The sequence below is a fragment of the Embleya sp. AB8 genome, assembly GCF_049739465.1.
Lineage (GTDB): Bacteria > Actinomycetota > Actinomycetes > Streptomycetales > Streptomycetaceae > Embleya.
On sequence record NZ_JBMHHY010000022.1, the window covers coordinates 161,992 to 184,899 of the forward strand.

18 protein-coding genes are annotated in these 22,908 nt (G+C 71.7%); 8 read left to right on the forward strand and 10 right to left on the reverse strand.

The genetic code is table 11. The features are described 5' to 3' along the window. Positions 1-84: 84 nt before the first annotated feature. Positions 85-651 carry a CGNR zinc finger domain-containing protein gene (locus ABIA38_RS30600; protein WP_424642105.1) on the reverse strand — a complete coding sequence of 189 codons (567 nt, stop codon included), beginning with the start codon at positions 649-651 and terminating at the stop codon, positions 85-87. 310 nt (positions 652-961) lie between these two features. Here ABIA38_RS30600 and ABIA38_RS30605 point away from each other — a divergent pair, with 310 nt between their 5' ends. From ABIA38_RS30605 to ABIA38_RS30615, 3 genes are all read left to right on the forward strand, one after another. Beyond that, the gene (locus tag ABIA38_RS30605; protein WP_424642106.1) at positions 962-2,155 is read left to right on the forward strand and encodes an NAD(P)-dependent malic enzyme; all 1,194 of its coding nucleotides are present in this window, start codon (positions 962-964) and stop codon (positions 2,153-2,155) included. A gap of 142 nt (positions 2,156-2,297) precedes the next feature. Beyond that, on the forward strand, positions 2,298-3,260 hold the full coding sequence (locus ABIA38_RS30610; protein WP_424642107.1) for a zinc-binding dehydrogenase: 963 nt from the start codon (positions 2,298-2,300) through the stop codon (positions 3,258-3,260). 115 nt (positions 3,261-3,375) lie between these two features. After that, positions 3,376-4,968: an ABC transporter substrate-binding protein gene (locus tag ABIA38_RS30615; RefSeq protein ID WP_424642108.1), complete on the forward strand. Its 1,593-nt coding sequence runs from the start codon at positions 3,376-3,378 to the stop codon at positions 4,966-4,968. A gap of 93 nt (positions 4,969-5,061) precedes the next feature. Here the strand turns inward: ABIA38_RS30615 and ABIA38_RS30620 are convergent, their stop codons facing one another. Next, positions 5,062-6,000 carry a helix-turn-helix transcriptional regulator gene (locus tag ABIA38_RS30620; protein WP_424642109.1) on the reverse strand — a complete coding sequence of 313 codons (939 nt, stop codon included), beginning with the start codon at positions 5,998-6,000 and terminating at the stop codon, positions 5,062-5,064. Beyond that, the gene (locus tag ABIA38_RS30625; RefSeq protein WP_424642110.1) at positions 5,997-6,863 is read right to left on the reverse strand and encodes a DUF4097 family beta strand repeat-containing protein; all 867 of its coding nucleotides are present in this window, start codon (positions 6,861-6,863) and stop codon (positions 5,997-5,999) included. Before ABIA38_RS30625 ends, ABIA38_RS30620 begins: the two co-directional genes overlap by 4 nt. A 157-nt stretch (positions 6,864-7,020) precedes the next feature. On the opposite strand from ABIA38_RS30625, the gene ABIA38_RS30630 reads away from it, so the two are divergent. Next, positions 7,021-7,908 carry a DUF4184 family protein gene (locus tag ABIA38_RS30630; protein ID WP_424642111.1) on the forward strand — a complete coding sequence of 296 codons (888 nt, stop codon included), beginning with the start codon at positions 7,021-7,023 and terminating at the stop codon, positions 7,906-7,908. 60 nt (positions 7,909-7,968) lie between these two features. Here the strand turns inward: ABIA38_RS30630 and ABIA38_RS30635 are convergent, their stop codons facing one another. From ABIA38_RS30635 to ABIA38_RS30650, 4 genes are all read right to left on the reverse strand, one after another. After that, complete coding sequence (locus ABIA38_RS30635) at positions 7,969-8,151, reverse strand: DUF6104 family protein (RefSeq protein WP_020557400.1); 183 nt, start codon at positions 8,149-8,151, stop codon at positions 7,969-7,971. 109 nt (positions 8,152-8,260) lie between these two features. Then, on the reverse strand, positions 8,261-12,088 hold the full coding sequence (locus ABIA38_RS30640) for a multifunctional oxoglutarate decarboxylase/oxoglutarate dehydrogenase thiamine pyrophosphate-binding subunit/dihydrolipoyllysine-residue succinyltransferase subunit (protein WP_424642112.1): 3,828 nt from the start codon (positions 12,086-12,088) through the stop codon (positions 8,261-8,263). A gap of 239 nt (positions 12,089-12,327) precedes the next feature. Next, a complete protein-coding gene (locus tag ABIA38_RS30645; RefSeq protein WP_424642113.1) occupies positions 12,328-13,437 on the reverse strand; it encodes a sensor histidine kinase in 1,110 nt (369 codons plus the stop codon). Next, a complete protein-coding gene (locus tag ABIA38_RS30650; protein ID WP_424642114.1) occupies positions 13,386-14,096 on the reverse strand; it encodes a response regulator transcription factor in 711 nt (236 codons plus the stop codon). Before ABIA38_RS30650 ends, ABIA38_RS30645 begins: the two co-directional genes overlap by 52 nt. 421 nt (positions 14,097-14,517) lie before the next feature. On the opposite strand from ABIA38_RS30650, the gene ABIA38_RS30655 reads away from it, so the two are divergent. The 3 genes from ABIA38_RS30655 to ABIA38_RS30665 all read left to right on the forward strand — a co-directional run bounded on the left by ABIA38_RS30655 (position 14,518) and on the right by ABIA38_RS30665 (position 17,835). Continuing rightward, positions 14,518-15,339: a phosphatase PAP2 family protein gene (locus ABIA38_RS30655; RefSeq protein ID WP_424642115.1), complete on the forward strand. Its 822-nt coding sequence runs from the start codon at positions 14,518-14,520 to the stop codon at positions 15,337-15,339. 30 nt (positions 15,340-15,369) lie between these two features. Continuing rightward, entirely contained in the window at positions 15,370-16,890 is a 1,521-nt protein-coding gene (locus tag ABIA38_RS30660; protein ID WP_424642116.1) for an MFS transporter, read from the forward strand. Between the two features lie 150 nt (positions 16,891-17,040). After that, the gene (locus tag ABIA38_RS30665) at positions 17,041-17,835 is read left to right on the forward strand and encodes an enoyl-CoA hydratase/isomerase family protein (RefSeq protein ID WP_424642117.1); all 795 of its coding nucleotides are present in this window, start codon (positions 17,041-17,043) and stop codon (positions 17,833-17,835) included. A 442-nt stretch (positions 17,836-18,277) separates the two neighbouring features. On the opposite strand, the gene ABIA38_RS30670 is transcribed toward ABIA38_RS30665, so the two are convergent. Continuing rightward, a complete protein-coding gene (locus tag ABIA38_RS30670; RefSeq protein WP_424642118.1) occupies positions 18,278-18,826 on the reverse strand; it encodes a hypothetical protein in 549 nt (182 codons plus the stop codon). Positions 18,827-19,127: 301 nt separating this feature from the next. Here ABIA38_RS30670 and ABIA38_RS30675 point away from each other — a divergent pair, with 301 nt between their 5' ends. Further along, complete coding sequence (locus tag ABIA38_RS30675) at positions 19,128-19,586, forward strand: MarR family winged helix-turn-helix transcriptional regulator (protein ID WP_424642119.1); 459 nt, start codon at positions 19,128-19,130, stop codon at positions 19,584-19,586. A gap of 421 nt (positions 19,587-20,007) precedes the next feature. On the opposite strand, the gene ABIA38_RS30680 is transcribed toward ABIA38_RS30675, so the two are convergent. Continuing rightward, positions 20,008-21,396 carry an ABC transporter substrate-binding protein gene (locus ABIA38_RS30680; RefSeq protein ID WP_424642120.1) on the reverse strand — a complete coding sequence of 463 codons (1,389 nt, stop codon included), beginning with the start codon at positions 21,394-21,396 and terminating at the stop codon, positions 20,008-20,010. Further along, complete coding sequence (locus tag ABIA38_RS30685) at positions 21,393-22,805, reverse strand: hypothetical protein (protein WP_424642121.1); 1,413 nt, start codon at positions 22,803-22,805, stop codon at positions 21,393-21,395. The genes ABIA38_RS30680 and ABIA38_RS30685 overlap by 4 nt, the downstream gene beginning before the upstream one ends. Positions 22,806-22,908: the final 103 nt, after the last annotated feature.

A 22,908-nucleotide genomic window follows, 5' to 3' on the forward strand; every position in this document is an offset into this window, starting at 1 on the left:
TACCCGACTTTGGTAATTTCGCACTGCGAGATCGAGCCGTCCATGTACATGTGCCACAGTGCGCCGCGCGCCAACCCGCAAATGTCAGGTATGTCGCTCCGGCCGCGGCTCGTGGGCCCGGCGTCGGGCGCGGTACAGCGCGACATTGGCGCGCGAGGAGCACCGGTCCGAACAGTGCCGGCGGGAGCGGTTCGCGGACAGGTCCAGGAACACGTTCCGGCACGGCGGCGCCTGGCACACGCCCAGTCGGTCGATGCCGTGCGTGGTCAGCTGTACGGCCAGTCCCATGCCGGCTATCGCGGCGAAGCCCTCGGCCGCGCCGACCGCGTCGCCCGCCAGGTGCAGATGCCACGGGCTCGCATCGTGCCCGGTCAGGCGCGGATGTACGGGGAACTCGGCGAGCAGGCCGTTGAGCGTGGCGATCGCGTCCGCCTCGCGCCCGGCGGCGGCGTCGGCGAAGACCGCGCGCAGCCGGATGCGCACCGAACGCAGCCGGGTCACGTCGCCGTCGGTCACCCGCGGTGGGATCCGCCGAACGGGTGCGATCAGCGCCAGTACGTCCTCCGGCGAGCGCAACACGTCCTCGCCGCGCGCCGGCTGCTCGGTGTTGACCAGGCGGACCGCGTGCTCGGCGTAGGCGGAGAGGTCCAACGACTGCCCTTCGCACGGTCGATCGGGCCGGATGTGGCGGCGGTTACTGTCAGCCTACTGCGCGTGGCGCTAGCGTCTGGGCCGGTTGCGCGAAGGGGTCCGACGCGCCGTCACGACATGGTGGTAATGACTGCATCGCCCCCGCACATCGCCATTCGGGGGGTGTGTCAAAATCGGCGTCACGGGTGACCCCCGTAACCTCGGCCGGATCAAGGGCGCTGCACGAAGCGCCGATCTCACCGAGGCTGCAGCCTGCGATCACGCATCCGAGAGCTGCACCACTACTGACAATGTCGACAAAGGGGTCCCTGTGGCAGCGGAGATCATCCCGACGGACAGCACGGCGACGAACGGACTCGATCCGGTCTTCGCCCTGCACCGCGGCGGAAAGATGGAAGTTCGCTCGACCGTCCCGGTGCGCAACCGCGACGACCTGTCCCTCGCGTACACCCCCGGGGTGGCCCGGGTCTGCACGGCCATCGCGGAAAACCCGGAACTGGTGCACGAGTACACCTGGGTGTCCAACACGGTCGCCGTGGTCACCGACGGCACCGCGGTGCTGGGTCTGGGCGACATCGGCCCGGCCGCGTCGCTTCCGGTGATGGAGGGCAAGGCGATCCTGTTCAAGGAGTTCGCCGGGATCGACGCGGTGCCGCTCGCGCTCTCGTGCACCGACGTGGACGAACTCGTGGACACCATCGCCCGACTCGCCCCCTCCTTCGGCGGGATCAACCTCGAGGACATCAGCGCCCCGCGCTGCTTCGAGGTGGAGCGCCGACTCCAGGAACGGCTGGACATCCCGGTCTTCCACGACGACCAGCACGGCACCGCGATCGTCGCGCTCGCCGCGCTGCGCAACGCCGCGACGGTGACCGGCCGTACGCTCGGCGACCTGCGCGCGGTGATCTCCGGCGCGGGCGCCGCGGGCATCGCGATCGCCAAGATCCTGATCGAGGCCGGCATCGGCGACCTGTGCGTGGTGGACAGCCGCGGCATCGTGCACGAGGGCCGCGACGACCTCACGCCGATCAAGCGCACGATCGCCGAACTGACCAACCGGGCCGGCCTCAAGGGCGGCATCGAGGTCGCGATGGCCGGCGCCGACGTCTTCCTCGGGGTGTCCGCGGGCAAGGTGCCCGAGGACGTGGTGGCCACGATGGCGCCGCGGGCGATCATCTTCGCGATGGCCAACCCGAACCCGGAGATCGACCCGGACGTCGCCCACAAGTACGCCGCGGTGGTGGCCACCGGGCGCAGCGACTACCCGAACCAGATCAACAACGTGCTCGCCTTCCCGGGCGTGTTCGCCGGGGCCCTGTCGGTGCGCGCCAAGCGGATCACCGAGGGCATGAAGGTGGCCGCCGCCGAGGCGCTGGCCGCGGTCGTCGCCGACGAACTCGCGCCGGACAAGGTGATCCCCTCGCCGTTCGACGCGCGGGTGGCGCCGGCGGTGACCAAGGCGGTGGCCGACGCGGCCCGACGGGACGGCGTGGCGCGGATCTGAGCCGCGGTCCGCGCAGCGGCGCCCGATGCCCGTCCGACGGCTCCTCGCCGACCGTCCGACGCTCGATCGCGGTTCGCGGGCCTGCCACGACACGAGGGGCCTGCCCGACCGGGTGGGCCCCTCGCGTCAGTAGGGTGCCCCCATGTTTGCCGTGAGTGCCGTGCGCATCGACGCCCAGGACCCGCTGTCCGGCCTCCGGCTCGGGGAGCGACCCGAGCCCGGGCAGGACGGGGGGTTGCCGCCGGGGTGGACCACCGTGACCGTCAAGGCCGCCTCGCTCAACCACCACGACCTGTGGACCCTCAAGGGCGTGGGGATCACCGAGGACCGGCTCCCGATGATCCTGGGCTGCGACGCGGCCGGACTCGACGAGGACGGCAACGAAGTGGTGGTGCACTCGGTGATCGGCGGACTCGGTACCGACGAGCCCCGGTCCATCCTGACCGAGCGCCACCACGGCACCTTCGCCGAGAAGGTCGCCGTACCGCGCTGGAACCTGCTGCCCAAGCCCGCCGAGCTGTCCTTCGAACAGGCCTGCTGCCTGCCCACCGCCTGGCTGACCGCCTACCGGATGTTGTTCACCAACTCGGGCGTGCGCCCGGGCGGCACGGTGCTGGTCCAGGGCGCGGGCGGCGGGGTGGCCACGGCGCTCGTGGTGCTCGGCAAGGCGGCCGGCTACCGGATCTGGGTGACCAGTCGGGATGAGGCCAAGGGCGCCCGTGCGGTCGAACTGGGCGCCGACGCGGCCTTCGGGTCCGGAGCCCGACTGCCCGAGCGGGTCGACGCGGTGATGGAGACCGTCGGGGCGGCCACCTGGTCGCACTCGATCAAGAGCCTCAAGCCCGGCGGCACGATCGTCATCTCCGGGGCCACCTCCGGCGACCGGCCGGCCGCCGCCGAACTGACCCGGATCTTCTTCAACGAACTGCGCGTGGTCGGCTCCACGATGGGCGACCGGGACGAACTCGCGGGCCTGCTCCGGCTGTGCGCGCAAGCCGGCGTGCGGCCGGTGATCGACACCGTGCTGCCGCTGACCGAGGCCGTGGCTGGTTTCCGTCGGTTGGCCGAGGGCGATCTGTTCGGGAAGATCGTCTTCACCGTCTAGTGCCGCGCCGGGCGCCGTGCCGGGGGGAACGTCGCCGGGCGCGGCAACCAGCCACCCGAATCACCGATCCACCGCCGGTCCGGAGTCGCCCGGGTCGTCTCGGAAGGACCCGCCGATGCCGCTGTCCCGTCGCCGCCTGCTCGCCCTCGGAGCCGGTACGGGGGTGGCCGTCGCGGCGACCGGCGGTCTGCTCGCCTCCTGTGCCGGCCACGACCTGCGCACGGGCGGCACGCTGACGGTGGGCCTGGCCCGGCTGCCGGACGTGCTCAACCCGCTGCACTCCAGCGCCGAGCCGGTGCGCTGGATCGCCGATCCGGTGGTCGAGGCGCTGTACACCTACCGGGACGACACCACGATCGGCCCGGTCCTTGCCGCGGCCGATCCGCAACTCGCCGCCGACGGGCTGAGCTGGACCATCCGGCTGCGCGCGGGGGTGCGCTTCCACAACGGCGACCCGTTCACCGCCGAGCACGTGGCAGCCGTGCTGCGCCGGATGAACGACCCGGCGACGGCGGGCGACTGGGCGCCGTGGCTGGCCGGTCGCCTCGGCCCGATCGAGGCGCCCGACGACCGCACGGTACGGATCGCGCTGCCCCGGCCGTTCGGTGCGTTGCGGGCCTTTCTGGCCTGCCTGCCGATCCCGCATCAGGCCACCCTCGCCGATCCCCGGGCGCTGATCGGCACCGGCCCGTTCCGGCTGGCGAGCGCCGCCGGGGGAGTGGTCGCGCTGCGCCGCTCGCCGGACTACCGGGACAAGGCCGCGCCGCTGGACGGCCTGGAGTTTCGCGCCGCCGCCGACGGCGTGGCCGACCTGAAGGCGCACCGCCTGGGGGTGTATCCGCGCCCGACGCCCGATCAGGTCCGCCGGCTGCACAGGGCCGACGGCACCTACGTGCAGATCGCGAGCGGGCCGACCGATCTGGTGGTGCTGCCCAATCTGCGCCGGCCGCCGTTCGACAACGTCGCGGTGCGTCGGGCGCTGGCCTTCGGGATGGACCGGACCCGGGTGTCCCTGGATGTCTACCGGGGCGAGGCGGTGATCGGGCAGGGGCCGCTGGGGCCGGGCAACGAGGGCTGGGACCCGGAGTACACGCCGTACGGCCGAGGGGTCGACCCGAGCGCGTCGCCCAAGCCGAGCCCGAGCGCGACCGCCGGGCCGACCGTCGAGCCCGAGCGGGTCACCGCGATGTTCGGCGAGGCGCCGGTGCCGCCCGGGGTGCGCTTCACGCTGCTCGCGGTGACCGGCGAGGCCGGCGAACTGCCGGAGGTGGCCCGGGTGTTGGCCGAGGGATGGAATCGCATCGGGTTCTCCGTGACGGTCGAGCAGGCGGACTCGGAGGGGTTCGCGGCGCGGCGGCGGACCGGCGACTTCGACGTCGCGCTGGTGGATCGGCGCGGTGCGGGATACGTGGTGGGGCGGACCGGGTTCGCGGTGCTCGCGCCGGCCATGTCCGGCGGCCCGGACGCCACCGGATACGTCAATCCCGAGCTGGACCGGCTGATCGAGCAGGCGTTGGCCACCGCGGACCACGCGAAGCGGGCCACGCTCACCCGGGTGGCGGGCGAGATCGTCACGCGCGACGCGGTGGTGCTGCCGCCGGTCTACCCGAAGGTCGCGGTCGGCCGGACCGGCCGGGTCGAGTCGGTGGACGTACGGCAACTGGCGGTCGGACGGGTGGAGTTGGCCAAGCTGCACCTGCGCGACTAGGGACTGGGGCGTAGGGACGAGAGCGCCGGATGCCGGTCGGCCGCGAGCCCCGGCCGGGCCGAAGGTGGCGTCGGTCGGGGCTCGCGGCCGGGGTCAGCTCGGGGATGTGTCCTTCGGGGGTGTGTCCTCGGCGAACACCTCGCGCAGGTCCTTGACGGCGGTGACCACGATGGCGCGGGCCCGGTCGAACTGGTCGGGGGTCACTCCCGCGCGCCGGGCCAGGGGGGCCACCTCGGCGCGGATGGTGTCGATGACGGCGTCCAGATCGAAGCCCTCCGGGCCGCGCGGGGCGGGGCGGTCGGTCTCCTCGGCCCACGCGTCCTCGGCCCGCTCGCGCGCCGTGGTCGGCTCCGGGCCGGCGCCGAAGCGGCGGCGCAGTTCGCGCTCCAGGTCGCCCAGGCCCGGCCGGGCGGCCAGGTCGACCAGGTTGTGCGCGAGGCCCTCGGCGAGGTCGGCCATCCGCTGCGAGAAGATCGGCTCCCACGTGTTGTTCGACCGCGCGCCGCGCCCGCGCCCGCTCCCGCGCCCGGGCCACCGGTCCGCGTCCGGCCACTCCGGGTCGCCGTCGGCCGCCGTCGCGCCGTCTGTCGAGTCGTTCGCCGCGTCGGCCTTCGCCGATCCGCCGACGGCGGCCCGCGGCGTGTTGCGCACCTCGCGGGCGGCCAGGCCCAGTTCCTCGCGCAGGCTCTGCGCGGACGTGCGCACCTCGTCCCGGATCTCTCGGGCCCGCTCGTAGACCGACTCGTGGATCTGCGCCTCCAACTGGGCCAACTCCTCCTGCCGCTCCTCGAGTTCGGCGCGGCCCGCGGCGGTGATCCGGTAGACCTTGCGGCCACCCTCGACGTCGTGCTCGACCAGCCCCTCCTGCTCCAGCTTGGCCAGGCGCGGGTAGACCGTCCCCGCCGAGGGGGCGTAGAGGCCCATGAAGCGGTCGTGCAGCAGCCGAATGACGTCGTAGCCGTGTCGGGGGCTCTCGTCGAGCAGCTTGAGCAGGTAGAGCCGGAGTCGGCCGTGACCGAAGACCGGGGTCATGCGCTCACCTTTCCCTCCGGGGCGCGGCGCAGCAGCGTCACGTCGCCCGATACCGAGTTGATCCGCAGCCGACCCGAGCCCCGGCCCAGCTTGCCGGTGACGTGGCTCGCGCCGTACCTGCCGGTGGTGGTCAGCTCGTCGAACACCGAGTCGACCGAGCCGATCGCGCTGCGCACATCCACGCGCATGTCGCCCTGATGCGGCAGCCGAACGGTCAATTCGCCGGAGACCGTGCTCAGTTGTACGTGGCTGCGGCCGGCCGCGTCCAAGTCCAGGATCATCGAGCCGGAGACCGAATTGGCCCGTACCCGCCCGCCGGTGCCCTCGATCACGGTGAGCGAGCCGGCCACCGTGGCCACCCCGAGGTCGCCGGCCATCGACTCGGCGTCCACCGACCCGGAGACGGTGTTCGCGTCGACCGTGCCGGTCAGCCCGACCAGGGTCACATCCCCGCTGACGCTGCGCACCGTGGTGGCACCGCTCAGGCCGGAGACGGTCGCGTGGGCGGAGGCCACGCCGATCTCGACCGTGCAGTCCCACGGCACCGCCAGGGACACCTCCGCGTGTCGCTTGCTCAACGCGCGACCGTCGGCGATGAAGGTCTTGAAGTCGCCGCGCCGGCCCGCCTCCTGGAACCAGTTCATCAGCTGCTTCCCGGTCAGGTCCGGGTAGGTGACGACCAGTTCGCCGCTCACCTCGTCGTGGGTGACCCGCAGCGGCGGCCCCTCGACCGCGTGCACCTCCAGGCGCGGCGGTCCGTCGGTGCCGACGACGTCGACGAGGCCGCCGATCGTGCGCACCCGCAGCACGCGGACGGTGTCGAGTGTGAGGTCCTGTGGTGCGTCGATCATCCATTGGGACATGGACCCTCCCCTTCGGGTCGGAGTGTCGAACGCGATATATCGCGAGGCTCTGCCATTCACGATATATCGCGTCTGCCGAACGTCAAGGGAACCGGCGGTCGAGTTTTCGCGTTTGTCGAACCCGAGGGGCTTCACTCACCACCCGGGGGCGCAACGCATGCCATTCACGCTCGGCCACATCGCGGCGGTGCTGCCGTTGCAGGGCGCGACCCGCACCGGGACCACGGCCGGCGCCGGGGCCGGGCGACACGGCCCGCTGATCGCGTCCGCGCTCGCGTTCGGTGCGATGGCCCCGGACCTGATCCTGTACGTGAACCTGGACTTCCTGCCCGTGCGCGCCGACCGGCGGGCCACCCACGGCCTGTGGTCGGGCGCGCTGAGCCTGGACATCGCGCTCACCGGGCTGCTCGTGCTCGCGTTCCACCTGCTCGCGCGACCGCTCCTGGGACTGCTGCCGGACCGGATCCGCGGCGCCCTGGAGGAACCGCTCCGGCCGCGCCTGCCGGGCCGGTTGTACGCCGCCGCGCGGGCCGGCCGGCCGTTCGCGCGGGACACCCTCGCGGTGTGCGGGTGGTTCGTGGTCTCGGCGATCCTGGGCGGCCTGTCGCACCTGGCCTGGGACGCCTGGACGCACCACGACGATCCGGGGGTGGCACACGTACTGCCCGAACTGCGCCGGGAGTTCTTCGGACTGCGGCCCGGCTACGTGCTGCTCCAGCACCTGAGCACGGCGGTCGGACTGACCGTGTGCGCGGTGTGGACGTGGCGCTGGATCGCCGGCCTGCCCCGGCGCCCGGTCACCGGCCCGCGGATGCCCGTGGCGGCGCGCTGGGCGGTGCTGGGCGGCCTGGCGCTGCTCGGCACGCTCGGGGCGGCCCAGGCGCTGTTCCCGTTCCCCGACGGGCGGGTGCCGGCCTTCGAGGTGCTCGGCTTCGACGCGGCGACCGGCTTCGGGCGTGGGCTGGCCATCGGGCTGGCGCTGTACGGCCTCGGCTGGGCCCTGTGGCAGGGCCGCACACTGCGCCGGGCCGGCGCCCACGCATGAGCCCGGAGCTTCGCCGCGCGGGTCGTCGAACGCCCGCGCCGCGAAGCCGAAGGCCCGCCGCTACTCGTCGTCCTCGTCGTCGTCCAGCCGGGCCAGCCAGGTGGCCAACCGCTCGACGGGGGTCTCGAACTCGGGGTTCAGGTCCACGAACGTGCGCAGCTGCTCGGCGAGCCAGGCCAGGGACACCTCCTCCTCGCCGCGCCGCTTCTCCAGCTCCTCGATGCCACGGTCCGTGAAGTACATGCTCTCCAACTCCGGTGTGTTCAGCGGATCCACTGCCGGTACACACGGCTCCGCCCCGGCGCGCATCGTACGCGCGCCGGGGCGGAGCCGGTGCATCGAGCCACGAGCGTCAGCTCATCGCTTCCTCGACCAGGCCCTGCTGCTCGGCCTCGTGCCGCTTGGCCGAACCGACCGCGGGCGAGGAGGAGGACGGCCGGGCGATCCGGCGCGGGGCCGGCAGGCCGTACTCGACCAGGTTGAGCGCGATGAACGGCCACGCGCCCTGGTTGGTCGGCTCCTCCTGGGCCCAGACCAGCTCCAGGTCCTTGCCGTAGCGGTCCAGGCCGTAGCGCTCCAGCTCGGCCTTGAGCTCGGCCACCGGCAGCGGGTAGAGCCGCTCCACCCGGACCAGCGCGACATCGTCGCGGCCCGCCTTGGCGCGCCCGGCGGCCAGGTCGTAGTGGAACTTGCCGGCGGACATCACCACCCGCTTGACCTTGGCCGGGTCCACCGTGGTGTCCCCGATCACCGGCCGGAACTGCCCGGTGGTGAACTCCTCGATCTTCGACGCGGCGGCCTTCAGGCGCAGCATCGACTTCGGGGTGAACACCACGAGCGGCTTGTGGTGCGGGTTGAGCGCCTGCCAGCGCAACAGGTGGAAGTAGTTGCTCGGCAGGGTCGGCGCGGCCACCGTCATGTTGTTCTGCGCGCACATCTGCAGGTAGCGCTCGATCCGGGCGGACGAGTGGTCCGGACCCTGACCCTCGTAGCCGTGCGGCAGCAGCAGGACCACACCGGAGTGCTGGTGCCACTTCTGCTCGGCGGAGGAGATGAACTCGTCCATGATCGACTGCGCGCCGTTGGCGAAGTCGCCGAACTGCGCCTCCCACAACACCAGCGACTGCGGCCGGGCCAGCGAGTAGCCGTACTCGAAGCCCATCGCGGCGAACTCGCTGAGCAGCGAGTCGTAGACGGTGAACTTGGCCTGGTCGTCGGACAGGTGCGCGAGCGGGGTGTACTCGGCGCCCGAGGTGCGGTCGACGAGCACCGAGTGCCGCTGGCCGAAGGTGCCGCGCCGGCTGTCCTGACCGGCGAGCCGCACCGGGCGACCCTCCATCAGAAGCGAGCCGAACGCGAGCGTCTCGCCCATCGCCCAGTCGATCGTGCCGTCCTCGACCATCGCCGCCCGACGCTGCAACTGCGGCTGCAGGCGCGGGTGTACGGAGAACGTCTCGGGCAGCGACACCTGCGACTCGACGATCCGCTTGACCGTCTCGTGCGCGATGCCGGTCGGGTCGATCCGCGGGAAGGCGATGTCGGCCGCCGGGGCGGCCGGGGCCACCTGCGGGGCCTGCGGCGCGGTGGCCTGCCGGACCTCGGAGAAGACCTTCTCCAGCTGGTCCTGGTAGTCCTTGAGGGCCTGCTCGGCCTCTTCGACGGTGATGTCGCCGCGACCGATCAGCGCCTCGGTGTAGAGCTTGCGCACCGAGCGCTTCTTGTCGATCAGGTCGTACATCAGCGGCTGCGTGAACGACGGGTTGTCGGCCTCGTTGTGGCCCCGGCGCCGGTAGCAGATGAGGTCGATCACCACGTCCTTGTGGAACGTCTGGCGGTATTCGAAGGCGAGCTGGGCGATCCGTACGCACTGCTCGGGGTCGTCGCCGTTGACGTGGAAGATCGGCGCCTCGATCATCCGCGCGACGTCGGTCGCGTAGATGGACGAGCGGGACTCGGCCGGGGAGGCGGTGAAGCCGACCTGGTTGTTGATCACCACGTGGATCGTGCCGCCGGTGCGGTAGCCGCGCAGCTGCGACATGTTCAGCGTCTCGGCGACCACGCCCTGACCCGCGAACGCGGCGTCGCCGTGCAGCAGGAGCGGCAGGACCGGGAAGTCGGCGCCCTCCATGTCGATGATGTCCTGCTTGGCGCGCACGACGCCCTCCAGGACCGGGTCGACCGCCTCCAGGTGCGAGGGGTTCGCCACCAGGGAGACCTTGACCTGCGCGCCGTCCTCGGAGGAGAACGTGCCCTCGGCGCCGAGGTGGTACTTCACGTCGCCCGAGCCGTGCATCGACTTGGGGTCGATGTTGCCCTCGAACTCGCGGAAGACCTGCGCGTAGGACTTGCCGACGATGTTGGTCAGCACGTTCAGCCGGCCGCGGTGCGCCATGCCGATCGCGACCTCGTCCAGACCGTCCTCGGCGGCGGCCGAGATGATCGCGTCGAGCAGCGGGATGGTGGTCTCGCCGCCCTCCAGGGAGAAGCGCTTCTGGCCGACGTACTTGGTGGCCAGGAAGGTCTCGAACGCCTCGGCGGCGTTGAGCCGGCGCAGGATCCGCAGCTGGTCCTCGCGGTCCGGCTTGGCGTGCGGCACCTCCACCCGCTCCTGGATCCAGCGCCGCTGGTCCGGGTCCTGGATGTGCATGTACTCGATGCCGACGGTGCGGCAGTAGGTGTCCCGCAGCACGCCGAGCACGTCGCGCAGGGTCATCAGCGACTGGCCGGCGAAGCCGCCGACCGCGAACTCGCGCTCGAGGTCCCACAACGTCAGCCCGTGCTCGACCACGTCGAGGTCGGGGTGCCGGCGCTGCTTGTACTCCAGCGGGTCGGTGTCGGCCATCAGGTGACCGCGGACCCGGTAGGAGTGGATCAGCTCCTGCACACGTGCCGTCTTGTTGACGTCGTCCTCGTGTGTCGCGGAGATGTCCTGCACCCAGCGCACGGGCTCGTACGGGATGCGCAGCGAACGGAAGATCTCCTCGAAGAAGCAGTCCTCGCCGAGCAGCAGCTGGTTCATCCGGCGCAGGAACTCGCCCGACTGGGCGCCCTGGATGATGCGGTGGTCATAGGTGCTGGTCAGCGTGAGTGTCTTGCTGACCGCGAGGCGGGACAGGGTGTCCGCGGACGCCCCCGCGAACTCCGCCGGGTAGTCCATCGCACCGACGCCGACGATGGTGCCCTGACCGGGCATCAGGCGCGGCACCGAGTGCACGGTGCCGATGCCGCCCGGGTTGGTCAGCGAGATGGTCACTCCGGCGAAGTCGTCCACCGTGAGCTTGTTCGAGCGGGCCCGGCGCACGATGTCCTCGTAGGCCTGCCAGAACGCGAAGAAGTCCATCTCGTCGGCCTTCTTGATGGCCGCCACCACGAGCTGGCGGTCACCGTTGGCCTTGGTCAGGTCGATCGCGAGACCGAGGTTGACGTTCGCGGGCTTGACCAGGAACGGCTTGCCCTCGCGCTCCTCGTAGGCGTGGTTCATCGACGGCATCGACTTGGCCGCCTGGACGAGCGCGTAGCCGATGAGGTGGGTGAACGAGACCTTGCCACCGCGAGCGCGCTTGAGGTGGTTGTTGATCACGATCCGGTTGTCGATCAGCAGCTTGGCCGGCACGGCCCGCACGCTGGTCGCGGTGGGGATGGTGAGCGACGAGTCCATGTTGATCGCGACACGTGCCGCCGGGCCCTTGAGCTGGACGGCCTCGGGGGATGCGGCGGGCTGCTTCTTCGCGGGCGCGGCGGGTGCCTTGACGGCCGGTGCCGGCGCGGGCGTAGGGGCTGCGGCGACCTTGGCGGGCGCGGCCGGGGCCGGCGTGCCGGCCGGGGTCGGAGTCGGCGCGGGCGCCGCATCCTGGACGCCGGTCGTCATCATCGGGTGGCTCGGAGCCGGGGCCGGAGTCGTCGTCCCCGTCGCGGTCGACGAGACCGCCGCCGACACAGGGGGTTGCGCCGCGTTCGGCGCGGGGATGCTTCCAGAGTTGTTCGTGGTACTGCTCACTGGTGTGGGGCCGCTCGGGCTTGCCACGGTGGCTTGACCGGCGGACGTCGACGGAGTCGACGACTCGCTGGGCTTGTAATCGGCGAAGAAGTCCCACCAAGCACGATCCACCGAGTTGGGATCTTGCAAATATTGCTGGTAAATCTCGTCGACGAGCCACTCGTTGGGGCCGAAGCTGGCCATCGGGTTGCTAGGGGACTGTGACGACACGGCGGCAACCGCCCTCTTCCGCTTCCTGGGGTGGTGGACAGCGGGAAACAAGGCTACGCCCTTTGACCAGTGTCGCGCAGGCCCCTCGGCCTCCGCGTCGCGTAGATCACAAACGGTTGACTGTTTAGTCGCGTTTGTTGCTTCCCGCCGTATTGTTGGTCACGGAACGTCATGTCGGGATCGTCCCGTGCAGTAAGTGACCGATCACCCGATTACGCCGGGTCACCGGGCAGGAGTACTCGGATACGGCACCCATGGCTCGATTCGGCTACGGAAATATCACCCCCATGCAGATCCACGGCCCAGCGAGCGATCGCGAGGCCCAGTCCGGTCCCCCCGTCGGTGGCCGAACTGCCACCGCCGCGGGTGAACCGCTCGAAGACTCGACCACGCTCGTTGTACGGGATCCCCGGACCTTCGTCCTGGACCTCCAGGCGCAGGCTGCCGGGGCCCTCGTCGCGTCGGGCGTGCAGACTCACCGTGCCACCGAAGGGGCTGTGCCGGCAGGCGTTGGCCACCAGATTGGTAACAACCTGATGCAGCCGCTCGGGGTCGGCGACCGCGGTCAGGTCGGCCGGCTGTACGTCCACCCGGAAGCGAACGTCGCTGCCCAGGGCCCCGGTCTCCTCGGTGAGCGCGGCCAGGAACGGCCGGACGGCGAACTCGCGCGCCTGTAGCGGAACCGCCCCCGAATCGAGCCGGGAAAGGTCGAGAAGTTGTGACACGAGACGCCCGAGTCGCGCCGTCTGGTTGAGCGCGAGCCCCAGCGTGTCCGGGTCGGGCTTCTGCACGCCGTCGACCATGTTCTCCAACACCGCGTGCAGCGCCGAGATCGGTGTGCGCAACTCGTGCGAGACGTTGGCGACCAGTTCGCGGCGATGTCGGTCCACCGCCTCCAGGTCGGCGGCCATGTGATTGAACGCGCCGGCCAGGCGCCCCACCTCGTCGCGGGAGGTGGCCCGCACCCGGCGCGAGTAGTCGCCGCGCGCCATCGCCTGCGCGGCGGCGGTCATCTCGCGCAGCGGCGAGGTCATCCCGTGCGCGAGCACCAGGGTCACCGCCAGACAGGCCAGCGAGGTGAACACGAGCATGTACCGGAACCGCACCTCGGTGCGCAGGCCCAAAATGATCAGCAGCGTCGAGACGAACACCGACGCGATCACGAGCACGCCGAGCTTCGCCTTGATCGAGCGCAGTCGATCCAGCGGCCGCAGGTTGGCCCGGCCGAGCCGGGCGCGCCCGGGCCGGACGAGGCGGGGGTCGGCGAGGTTCAGGACGGTGCCTCCAACGCGTAACCCACGCCGTGCACGGTGCGGATCCATTCGGCGCCGAGCTTGCGGCGCAGTGCCTTGACGTGGCTGTCCACCGTGCGGGTGCCGGACGCGTCGACCCAGTCCCACACCTCGGCCAGCAACTGCTCGCGCGAGAGCACCGCGCGCGGGCGCGAGGCCAGGCAGACCAGCAGGTCGAACTCGGTCGGGGTCAGGTGCACCTCGTCGGCGCCGAGCCGGACCCGGCGCTGGGTGCGGTCGATCCGCAACGTGCCCAGGTGCAGCGCAGCCTCGGGGGAGACCGCCCGGGCGGCGGCCTCGGCACGCTCCATCCGACGCAGCAGCACATGCACCCGGGCGACCAGCTCGCGCATCGAGAACGGTTTGGTCATGTAGTCGTCGGCGCCCACCGCGAGGCCGACCAGCAGATCGGTCTCGTCGTCGCGCGCGGTGAGCATGATCACCGGCAGGCCCGGGTGCAGCGTCTGGAGCCGACGGCACACCTCCAGGCCGTCCAGCCCGGGCAGCATCACGTCGAGCACGACCAGGTCGGGCCGGGTGGTCGCGGCCGTGGTCAGCGCCGAGGGGCCGTCCGGCGCGGTGATCGCGCCGAAGCCCTCCGCCCGCAGCCGGGCGGCCACCGCGTCGGCGATCATGGGCTCGTCCTCGACCACGAGTACGAGCCGCTTTTCCCCCGTCGGGTCGGTCATACCCGCAGCCTACGTACCACCGGCGGGGTGTGTGCGCGAGTTGGTCGGGCCGGTCCGTACGCGGGCGAAATCGGGGCCGAACCGAGGGAGTCCCCTACGACGTGCAGAGGAGGGCATGGGACTCGGGTACCCCACACGAGTCGCTCGGGATTGGTACTTCAGGGGGAGGATCGGTCTAACCTGATCCGTCTACCCTGACTGAAGCGTTGCCGCAGGACACCGAACACCCGCGATCCGGGGCGGTGCGCGAGCGGGGAAGTGGCCCCCGTTCCGGGCGGCGACGGACAGGATCGAGCGGCCGACCGACGGCTACCGGCACAACCGACAGCAGGGGGACGTGGTGAAGGCAGACGTCACGGAGGATCCTTCCCACGAGGTCCGGCGACGCGCGCAGGCGTCGCCGACCACGCAGGCGGCTTCGGTGACGGAGGTCGATCGGGCGGCCGAGCGGCCGGCGGCGGACCCGGGCGCGGACGAGGCGGCGGCGAAGGCGCGCCGCAAGCGCACCCTCAAGGACGCGGCGCGCGAACTGCTCCTGGTCGCGCTGCTGTTCGGGGTGTACAAGCTCGGCCGCGGCCTGGCCTCGGGCGAGGAGTCCACGGCGTTCGCGAACGCCAAGCAACTGCTGACCATGCAGCAGAACCTGCGCCTGCCGGACGAGGCGGCGATCCAGGACTGGTTCATGCAGTCGCACGCGGCGGTGACGTTCTGCAACAAGTACTACGCGTACGTGCACTTCCCGGCCACCGTCGGGGTGCTGCTGTGGTTGTGGATCCGCCATCGTGAGCACTACCGGTGGGTGCGCAACATCCTGGCGATGATGACCGGCGCCGCGCTGATCATCCACATCCTGGTCCCGCTGGCTCCGCCGCGGAAGATGCCGGGCTTCACCGACACCGGCATGGACGCGGGCGACTCGCCGTATTCCGGCGCGGGCGCCAAGATCGCCAACCAGTTCGCCGCGATGCCGTCGCTGCACGTGGGCTGGGCGGTGGTGGTCGCGCTGGCGATAGCGTCCGTGTGGCATACCGCCGGCACCGGTCGCAAGGTGGCGAGCTGGGTGGTGTGGCTGCATCCGGTGATCACCCTGATGGTGGTCGTGGTGACGGCGAACCATTACTGGATGGACGCGGTGGTCGCGGTATTGCTGATGATCTTCGCGCTCGCGGTGTTGCCCGGCCCGGGGCACGATCCACAGGAGCGGTTGGCGCGCCGGATCCCGGCGCCGCGGATAGCGCGGTAGTTCGCGGTCGCCGGCGGGCATGATGCACAGATGCCCGTCTCCTTCCCCTCCGGGGGCATCCGCGCCAAGACGTCCGCCGGCCGGTGGGTGCTGCTGGCCACCGTGCTCGGCTCCGGCATGGCGATGCTCGACTCGACCGTGGTCAACGTCGCGTTGCCCACCATCGGACGGTCCTTCGGCACCTCCCTCGCGGCGCTGCAGTGGACGGTCAACGCGTACACCCTCACCCTGGCCGGGCTGATCCTGCTCGGCGGCGCGCTCGGGGACCGGTACGGGCGGCGCCGGGTGTTCGTGATCGGCGTGGCCTGGTTCGCGCTGGCCTCGCTGCTGTGCGGGATCGCGCCGAACGTCGAGACGCTGATCGCCGCACGGGCGCTCCAGGGCATCGGCGGCGCGTTGCTCACGCCCGGATCGCTGGCCATCATCCAGGCCACGTTCCATGCCGACGACCGGGCCCGCGCGGTGGGCACCTGGTCCGGGCTGGGCGGCGTGGCGAGTGCGATCGGGCCGTTCCTGGGCGGCTGGCTGGTGGACGCGGTGAGTTGGCGCTGGGTCTTCCTGATCAATCTGCCACTGGCCGCGGTGACCATCGTGGTCGCGCTGCGCACCGTCCCGGAGACGTTCGACCCGCAACCACGCGGGCGCTTCGACGTACCCGGCGCGGCCCTTGCCGCATTGGCGTTGGCGGGGGTGACCTGGGCGCTGGTGGAGGCGCAGACCAGCCCGGTCGCGGCGGGGATCGCGGGCGTGGCGGGGGTGGTGGCGGGGGTGGCGTTCGTGTTGGTGGAGCGGCGTACCCGGGAGCCGATGTTGCCGCTGGGCATCTTCCGGGTCCGGTTGTTTACATCGGTCAACATCGTGACCCTGTTCGTGTACGGCGCGCTGGGCGCGTTCATGCTGCTGCTGGTGCTCGAACTCCAGACGGTCGCGGGCTATTCGGCGCAGTCGGCGGGGTTGGCACTGTTGCCGGTGACGGTGGTGATGTTGCTGCTGTCCGCACGTTCGGCGGATCTGGCTCGCCGGATCGGGCCGCGTTGGCAGCTGACCGTGGGGCCGCTGGTGTGCGCGGGCGGGTTGTTGTCGCTGCTGCGGGTGGGCCCGGACGCCTCCTATGTGGTCGATGTCCTGCCGGGTGTGTTGGTCTTCGGTCTGGGACTGGCGGTGCTGGTCGCGCCGTTGACGGCGACGGTGCTGGCGTCGGTCGACGTCACGCGCGCGGGCATCGCGAGCGGCGTCAACAACGCGGCGGCGCGGGCGGCGGGGCTGCTCACGGTGGCCGGGCTGCCGGCGCTGGTCGGCCTGTCCGGCGACGGATACCGCGACCCGGGGGTGGTCGACACGGGGTTCGACCGGGCGTTGTGGATCTGCGCGGGGTTGCTCGTGGTGGGGTCGGCGGTGGCGTGGTTCACCATCTCGGCGGGGGTGTTGGGGGCGAGCGAAACGGGCGAGCCGGGTGTCAAGGGCGCGCAACCGTGCGTGCGCATGGGCTGCGACATGGCCGGGCCGCCGTTGGATCCCGGGCACGAAGAGGTGGGGGCGGCGGGGCGGTAGGGGGTTTGGGTGGCCCGCCCGTCCACCCGCCCACCCGTCGCGGGGGGTTCGAGGGATGTGGGATTCGGGCGGCGTGCGGGACATGATCCGGTGGGACGTGCGGGCGCTTGGGTTGGGTGCGGGTTTCGGGCGGTGCGGAGAGGTGGCGCTATGGGCGGGGTCGATGGGCTTGTGGTCGAGGTCGACGGTGGGATCGCGACGTTGCGGATCGACCGGCCGCAGGCTCGGGGGGCGTTGACCGCCGCCATGTGGGGGGCCTTGCCGGGGTTGTTGGCCGGGCTCGAGGCGGATCGTGAGGTCAGCGTGCTCGTGCTGACCGGCACCGATGGGGTGTTCTCGGCGGGGGCGGACATCCGGGAACTGCGGGGGCATTACGCGACGGCCGAGGCGGCGGACGCGTTCCATGCGCTGAACGCGGCCGCGGAGCGGGCGTTGGCGGGGTTCGGCAAGCCGACGATCGCCTTCGTACAGGGGCCTTGCGTGGGCGGCGGGTGTCAGCTCGCGGCGGCCTGTGACCTGCGCTTCGCGGACTCGACGGCGCGGTTCGGGGTGACGCCGGCGAAGCTCGGGATCGTCTACGACGCGGTGTCGACGGCGCGGCTGGCCCGGTTGGTGGGGGTGTCCACGGCCAAGTACCTGTTGTTCTCGGCCGAGTTGATCGACGCGGCGCACGCGTTGCGGGTCGGGTTGGTGGACGATGTGTTCGGGCCGGACGAGGCCGAGGAGAGGGTGTACACCTTCGCCCGGACGATCGCGTCGAGGTCGCAGTTGACGGTCCGGGCGGCGAAGGATCTCCTGTCGACGCCGTTGGCTGCCGCCGACGAGGATCGGCTTGCGACGTGGCGGGCGACGTGGGAGGCCGAGTCGCGTGGGTCGGCGGACGTCCGGGAGGGGTTGGCCGCGTTCACGGAGCGGCGAGTGCCGAGTTTTGCTTGGCGTGGGTAGTTCGTGGCCGCATGGCCCTGATGGGTGTGGTTGTTGCGGGTGCGTTTTGGTTGGGTTGGGTGGTTTGCCCGCCCGCTCCACCCGTGGCGTTTGGTTCGATGGCTGGGGTTTCAGAGGCTGCGGGGTGGCCTGGTCTGGCCTTGTAGCCCGCTCGGGTGGTTGCTCGGGATTTGGTGGATTGGTTGCGGTTTTGGGTGGGCTGCCCCAGGTCGCGGACGGGCGCGCTGCGGGTTGGTGCGTCGGCGCCCGCGAGGTGGGCCCGCCCGAGTGATCGACGCGCGGAGCGCGGAGAGCGGCGGAGCCGCAGGTTTGGGTGGGGTGGCCCGGAGCGAAGCGGAGGGACGCCGCGCCCCGAGCGAGGTGCCGCTTTTTGCGGAGGAGCGAAGCGGGGGAGCAAAAAAGCGGTATCTCGCGAGCCGGCGGCGAAGCCGCCCGACAAGGGCTAAAAGGTCAGGGTGATTTGGGCCGAGGGGTGGTTGGTGGGGTCCGTGGTCAGGGATGCGGCGGTTATGGAGGTCAGGCGGGCCGAGCCCGTCGTGGCGTGGGTGGCGATGGTCGGGCGGGCTCGTACCGCGGCCAAGGGGCCGTCGGGGCCGGTCATTCGGCTCGGTGGGCCGCCGTCGTGGTGGAGGTGGACCACGCCGGGGCCCAGGATCAGGTATTGCAGGTCGTGGGGCAGCACCCGGCACGCCACCACCGAAGCGGCCGGCGTCGCGTCGTGGGCGAGGTCGCAGCGGGCGCCGTGCAGGGCGGCGGTCTCGGCGATCGTGTCGGCCAGGCAGTCGGTGAGGCCCCGGTCCGGGCGGTCGGTCAACCTCGCGAGCAGGTGCACCCCGAGGCGGCGCAGGAACCAGTCCATGCCGTGCCCGCACCCGCCCACCGGTTCGGTCAGCGCGGCGGCCACCACGACGGCGGCCTCGGGCGTGGTGAGCGCGAACGCGCGCTCTCCGGAATCGTTTCGTGGGTCGTCGACGACCACCTCGGCATGCACGGAGATCAGTGTTGGGGACGAAGGCCCGCTCCGGACAGGGGGTGGCGGTGATTGGCTCCGATGGTCACACCCCCCGGCGCGTCAGCGCCCACGAGATGGGCCACCCCAAGTGATCGACGCGCGGAGCGCGGAGAGCGGCGGAGCCGCAGGTTTGGGTGGGGTGGCCCGGAGCGAAGCGGAGGGACACACCACCCCGAGCGAGGTGCCGCTTTTTGCGGAGGAGCGAAGCGGGGGAGCAAAAAGCGGTATCTCGCGAGCCGGCGGCGAAGCCGCCCGACAGGCCGGCCGTACGCTGGCGCTCATGACCGACGTGGAGAGCCGACGCAGGATCAACGAGGCGATCAGCTCGATCCGCCGGCTGATGAGCAGCCGCCGGCTGGACGCGCTGCATGTGGAGCGTTCCGGTGTGCCGTTGAGCCTGGTCGCGATCGGTGTGCTGCACCGCATCATCGACTTCGGGCCGATCCGGCCGACCGAACTGGCCGAGCGCGCGGACATCCAACCGGCCGCGTTGAGTCGGCAGATACGGATCCTGGAGGAGGGCGGCTACACGGTCCGGGTGGCCGATCCCGACGACGGCCGGGTGGCGCTGTTGGAGGCCACGGAGCGTGGGCACGAGGCGTACCGGTCGTTCGTGACGGCCAACGACGAGATGTTGGCCGGGCAGTTGGCGGATTGGACGCCCGAGGAACTCACCGATCTCGCCGATCGTATGCAGCGGTTGGTGGCAGACCTGCGTGGGCCGCTCGACGCGGAGTAGGTGCCGCCGGCCGACTGCCGTGCGCCGGTGCGGTGGGCATCTGCCGGACGCCGGGCCCGGGTTGCCGACCGTGGTCGAAGTGGTCGCCGGGTATCGCGCGGCAAGTGCGCTGTGTCGTGCCGCGGATCCGGCCGGTGAGCTTCGGGCGCGAATCGAGTTCCTTGTGACCGGTTTGGCGAGCATTGCCCGGGACACGCTGGAGGAGTGAGGTTCTGTCGGGAACGAACCCCGAAAATAGGGGCAAATACCTCGACGGTTGTGCGGAGAAAAGTAAAATTCTCAAGAACTTCACTGTGGATACGCATGAGTAGCCCGTCGAGGGGCCAAGATTGCAGGTGTTCGCCAGGGAGCGTGGCGAACACTTCGAGACGAGGCGGGCCCGGCCGGGGCGGGCCCGCGTCGTCCCCCTCCCGGCGGCCGGTCAGTACGCGGTGGCCCGCACCTGGTCGAGGTCGTTCAGGATCCGGTCCAGGTTCGCCGGCGCGGACACGTAGGCCGACACCGCCCGTTGGAACGCGTCGCGCATCGTGGTGGGCATCAGGTCGGACGCGTCGAAGCGGATCGCGGGTGCGCCGGCCAGCGCGGTGCCGAGTCGTTCGGTCACCTCGTCGTGGTAGGCGTCCGGCGACACGTTGCGGTCGGGGGACAGCGCCGTGCCCGACCTGACCCACAACTCCTGCGCCTTCGTCCCGGTGAGGTAGTCGAGCAGTCGGCGGGCCGCCGGGGTCGAGTGGAACATCGCCGCGACGTCGCCCGCGACCTCGCGCGGCGCGGGGGTGCCGAAGCCGGGGAAGGCGAACTCGTCGTAGCCGCGCGGCGCGCCCGGCGGCGTCCGGGCCGCGTAGGTGCCGGACACGAACGAGCCCTGGTGGTCGAACACACAACCCCCGTGCGGGTCGAGCAGCTCCGCCGACTTGTCGAAGCCGGTCAGCAACTCGCCGATCGGGCCGCCGAGCACGGTGTCCGGCGGGTTCAGCAACTCGCCCCAGCTCTGCCACGCGGCGCGGATCTCCGGTGCCGCCCAGGACAGTTGCCCCCGGACCCAGGCGTCGTAGACGTCCGGCCCCGAGCGGGCCAGTACCAGGTCCTCGATCCAGTCCGTGCCGGGCCAGCCCGACGTGGTGCTGGAGGCCAGTCCCACACACCACGGAGTCGCCCCGGAGGCCCGCAACTTCGCGGTGGTGGCCAGCAGGTTCGACCACGACGCGGGAATCGGGTCGCCGACCCGGGCCAGTTTGGCCGGGTTGAACCAGATCGTGCTCTTGAGCGTGGCCTTGAGCACCACCGCGAGTTGCCGACCGTCGACCCGGCCCGGCGCCAGCCACTCGGGCGCGTAGCCGGGGCGGATCCAGTCCAGCGGGATGAGCTTGTTCATCTTGGCGTAGCGCAGCAGATCGCCCGGCGAGCTGAGTACCGCGATCTCCGGCGGATTGCCCTCCTCGACCCGACCGGCCACCACCGCCGCGACGTCCCGGGAGCCCTCGAAGCGCACGTCGATCCCGGTCTCCCGCTCGAACGGGGCCACCACGTCCTCGAACGCCCGGCGCTCCGCGTCCTCCCAGGTGCCCAGCACGTGGACCACCTGGGTCGACCGCTGGGGCGAACAGGACACCATCGGCGCGAGCACCGCGCCGACCACGAGCAGGGCGCCGAGCGCGAACCGCCGGCGGCGGAACGCGGCCTGCCGGCGACCGGACTTGGACGTGCGCGGGTCGGACGTGGACGTGCGCGGGCCGAATCCGGACTCCCGCCGACCGGCCCCGGACCCCGGTCGGCCGATCGTGGACTCGCGTCGGCCGATGGCGATCACCGGTGCCTCCCGTACTCGAAGCGGCGCAACAGCAGGCCCAGCAGGGCCAGGACCAGCACGGCCGCGCAGACCACCGGACCGCCGAGGGTGAGTCCGCCGTCGTCGGCGGCCTCGGTCAGCGCCGCGTCGGCGCTCGTCCGGCCGGCGATCAGCGCGTCGGTCAACGCGGCCTCCGCCGCGTCCGCCGCGCCGGACATCCGATCCGGGGCCCGGCCGGTCAGCAGCGCCGCCCCGGGGCCGACCACGCGCGTGCCGTCGTGCGGTGCCTGGGCCCGTTCCCGGTCGCCGGCGTCGCGCAACGCGGCCAGCGCGGTGAGCGCCCGGGCGCCCGCCTCGCGCAGCGCCGGTGAGTGGTCCTGGGCCAGCGCGGTGGCGATCAGGCCGCCGAACCGGGGGTCGGCGCCGGTCCGCACACCCTCGATCCGGTCGGCGGACGGCAGCGGTTCGGCCAGATCGCGCAGGGTGAGCCCGGCCCTGACCGGGTTGTTGCGCGGCACGCCGCCGGAGGCCAGGTCGAGCGCGGCGGTGCCGACCACCTCGTGTACGGCGGTCCGCGCCTGCCACAGCGCGGACTGCTCGGTGACCCCGCGCCCGGCCGCCTCGGCCAGCCGGTCGTGCGTGGTCTGTGCGTGCAGCACGGTCCAGGCGATCAGCGCGGCGAGCGCGGCGGCGGCCAGGAGGAGCGGCGGATTGGTCCGGCGGTGGAAGCGCCGGCGGACGTAGCGGTGCGCGAACAACACCAGGAGCAGCGCGACAAACGCGGTGGCGCCGAACGGGACCGCGACATACGTGCCGACCCACCAGGTCGAGCGGGCCGCCCGGATGTCGGCCAGATCCGCCCGGCGCTGGTCGTAGAGGGAGTCCACGATCGAGCGCCGCAGGTCGGCCGCGTAGAACACGTTGGCCAGGGACAGTGGCCCGGCGTCGCCGGTCTGCGCCAGGCCGACCAGCATCGTGTACTCGACCAGCAGCGCGTTCACCCCGGTCAGCCGGGCGCGGGCGGCGGCGTCGTCGCGATGCAGATCGGCGGCCTGGGTGAGGAAGCGGTTGGCCCGCTTGACCGCGTCCTGGTAGTCCTGCCCCGGACCGGTCAGCGCGAATGCGCCGGACACCAGGCTCGTGGCGGCGGCCCGATCCGCCTCGGTCAGCGCGGACGCGGCCTGGTCCAGGGCCAGGACACCGGGGACTTGACGGTCCTTCAGATCCGCGGTGGTGGTTCGGGAGCGGTCCGCTATCAGTACGGACAGGGTGCAGACCGGGATCAGCGCGAGCACCACGAGCAGCGCGAGGGCGACCAACCGGCCCGGCGTGGAGGAGGGCAACCGGGCCCGGATCCGGCGCGGACGGCCCACGATCGACCGGGTCGTGATCGGCGGTGCCGCGCCGGCCGGCGCTGCGGTGCTGGACATGGAACGGGCGCCCCCTCGTTCCGCTCGGCGATCCGGTCAGGTTAGACGGGTGATCGCTCGGTTACCACACGGTGCTCTCTCTTGTAGGAAAGCGGATTCTTGT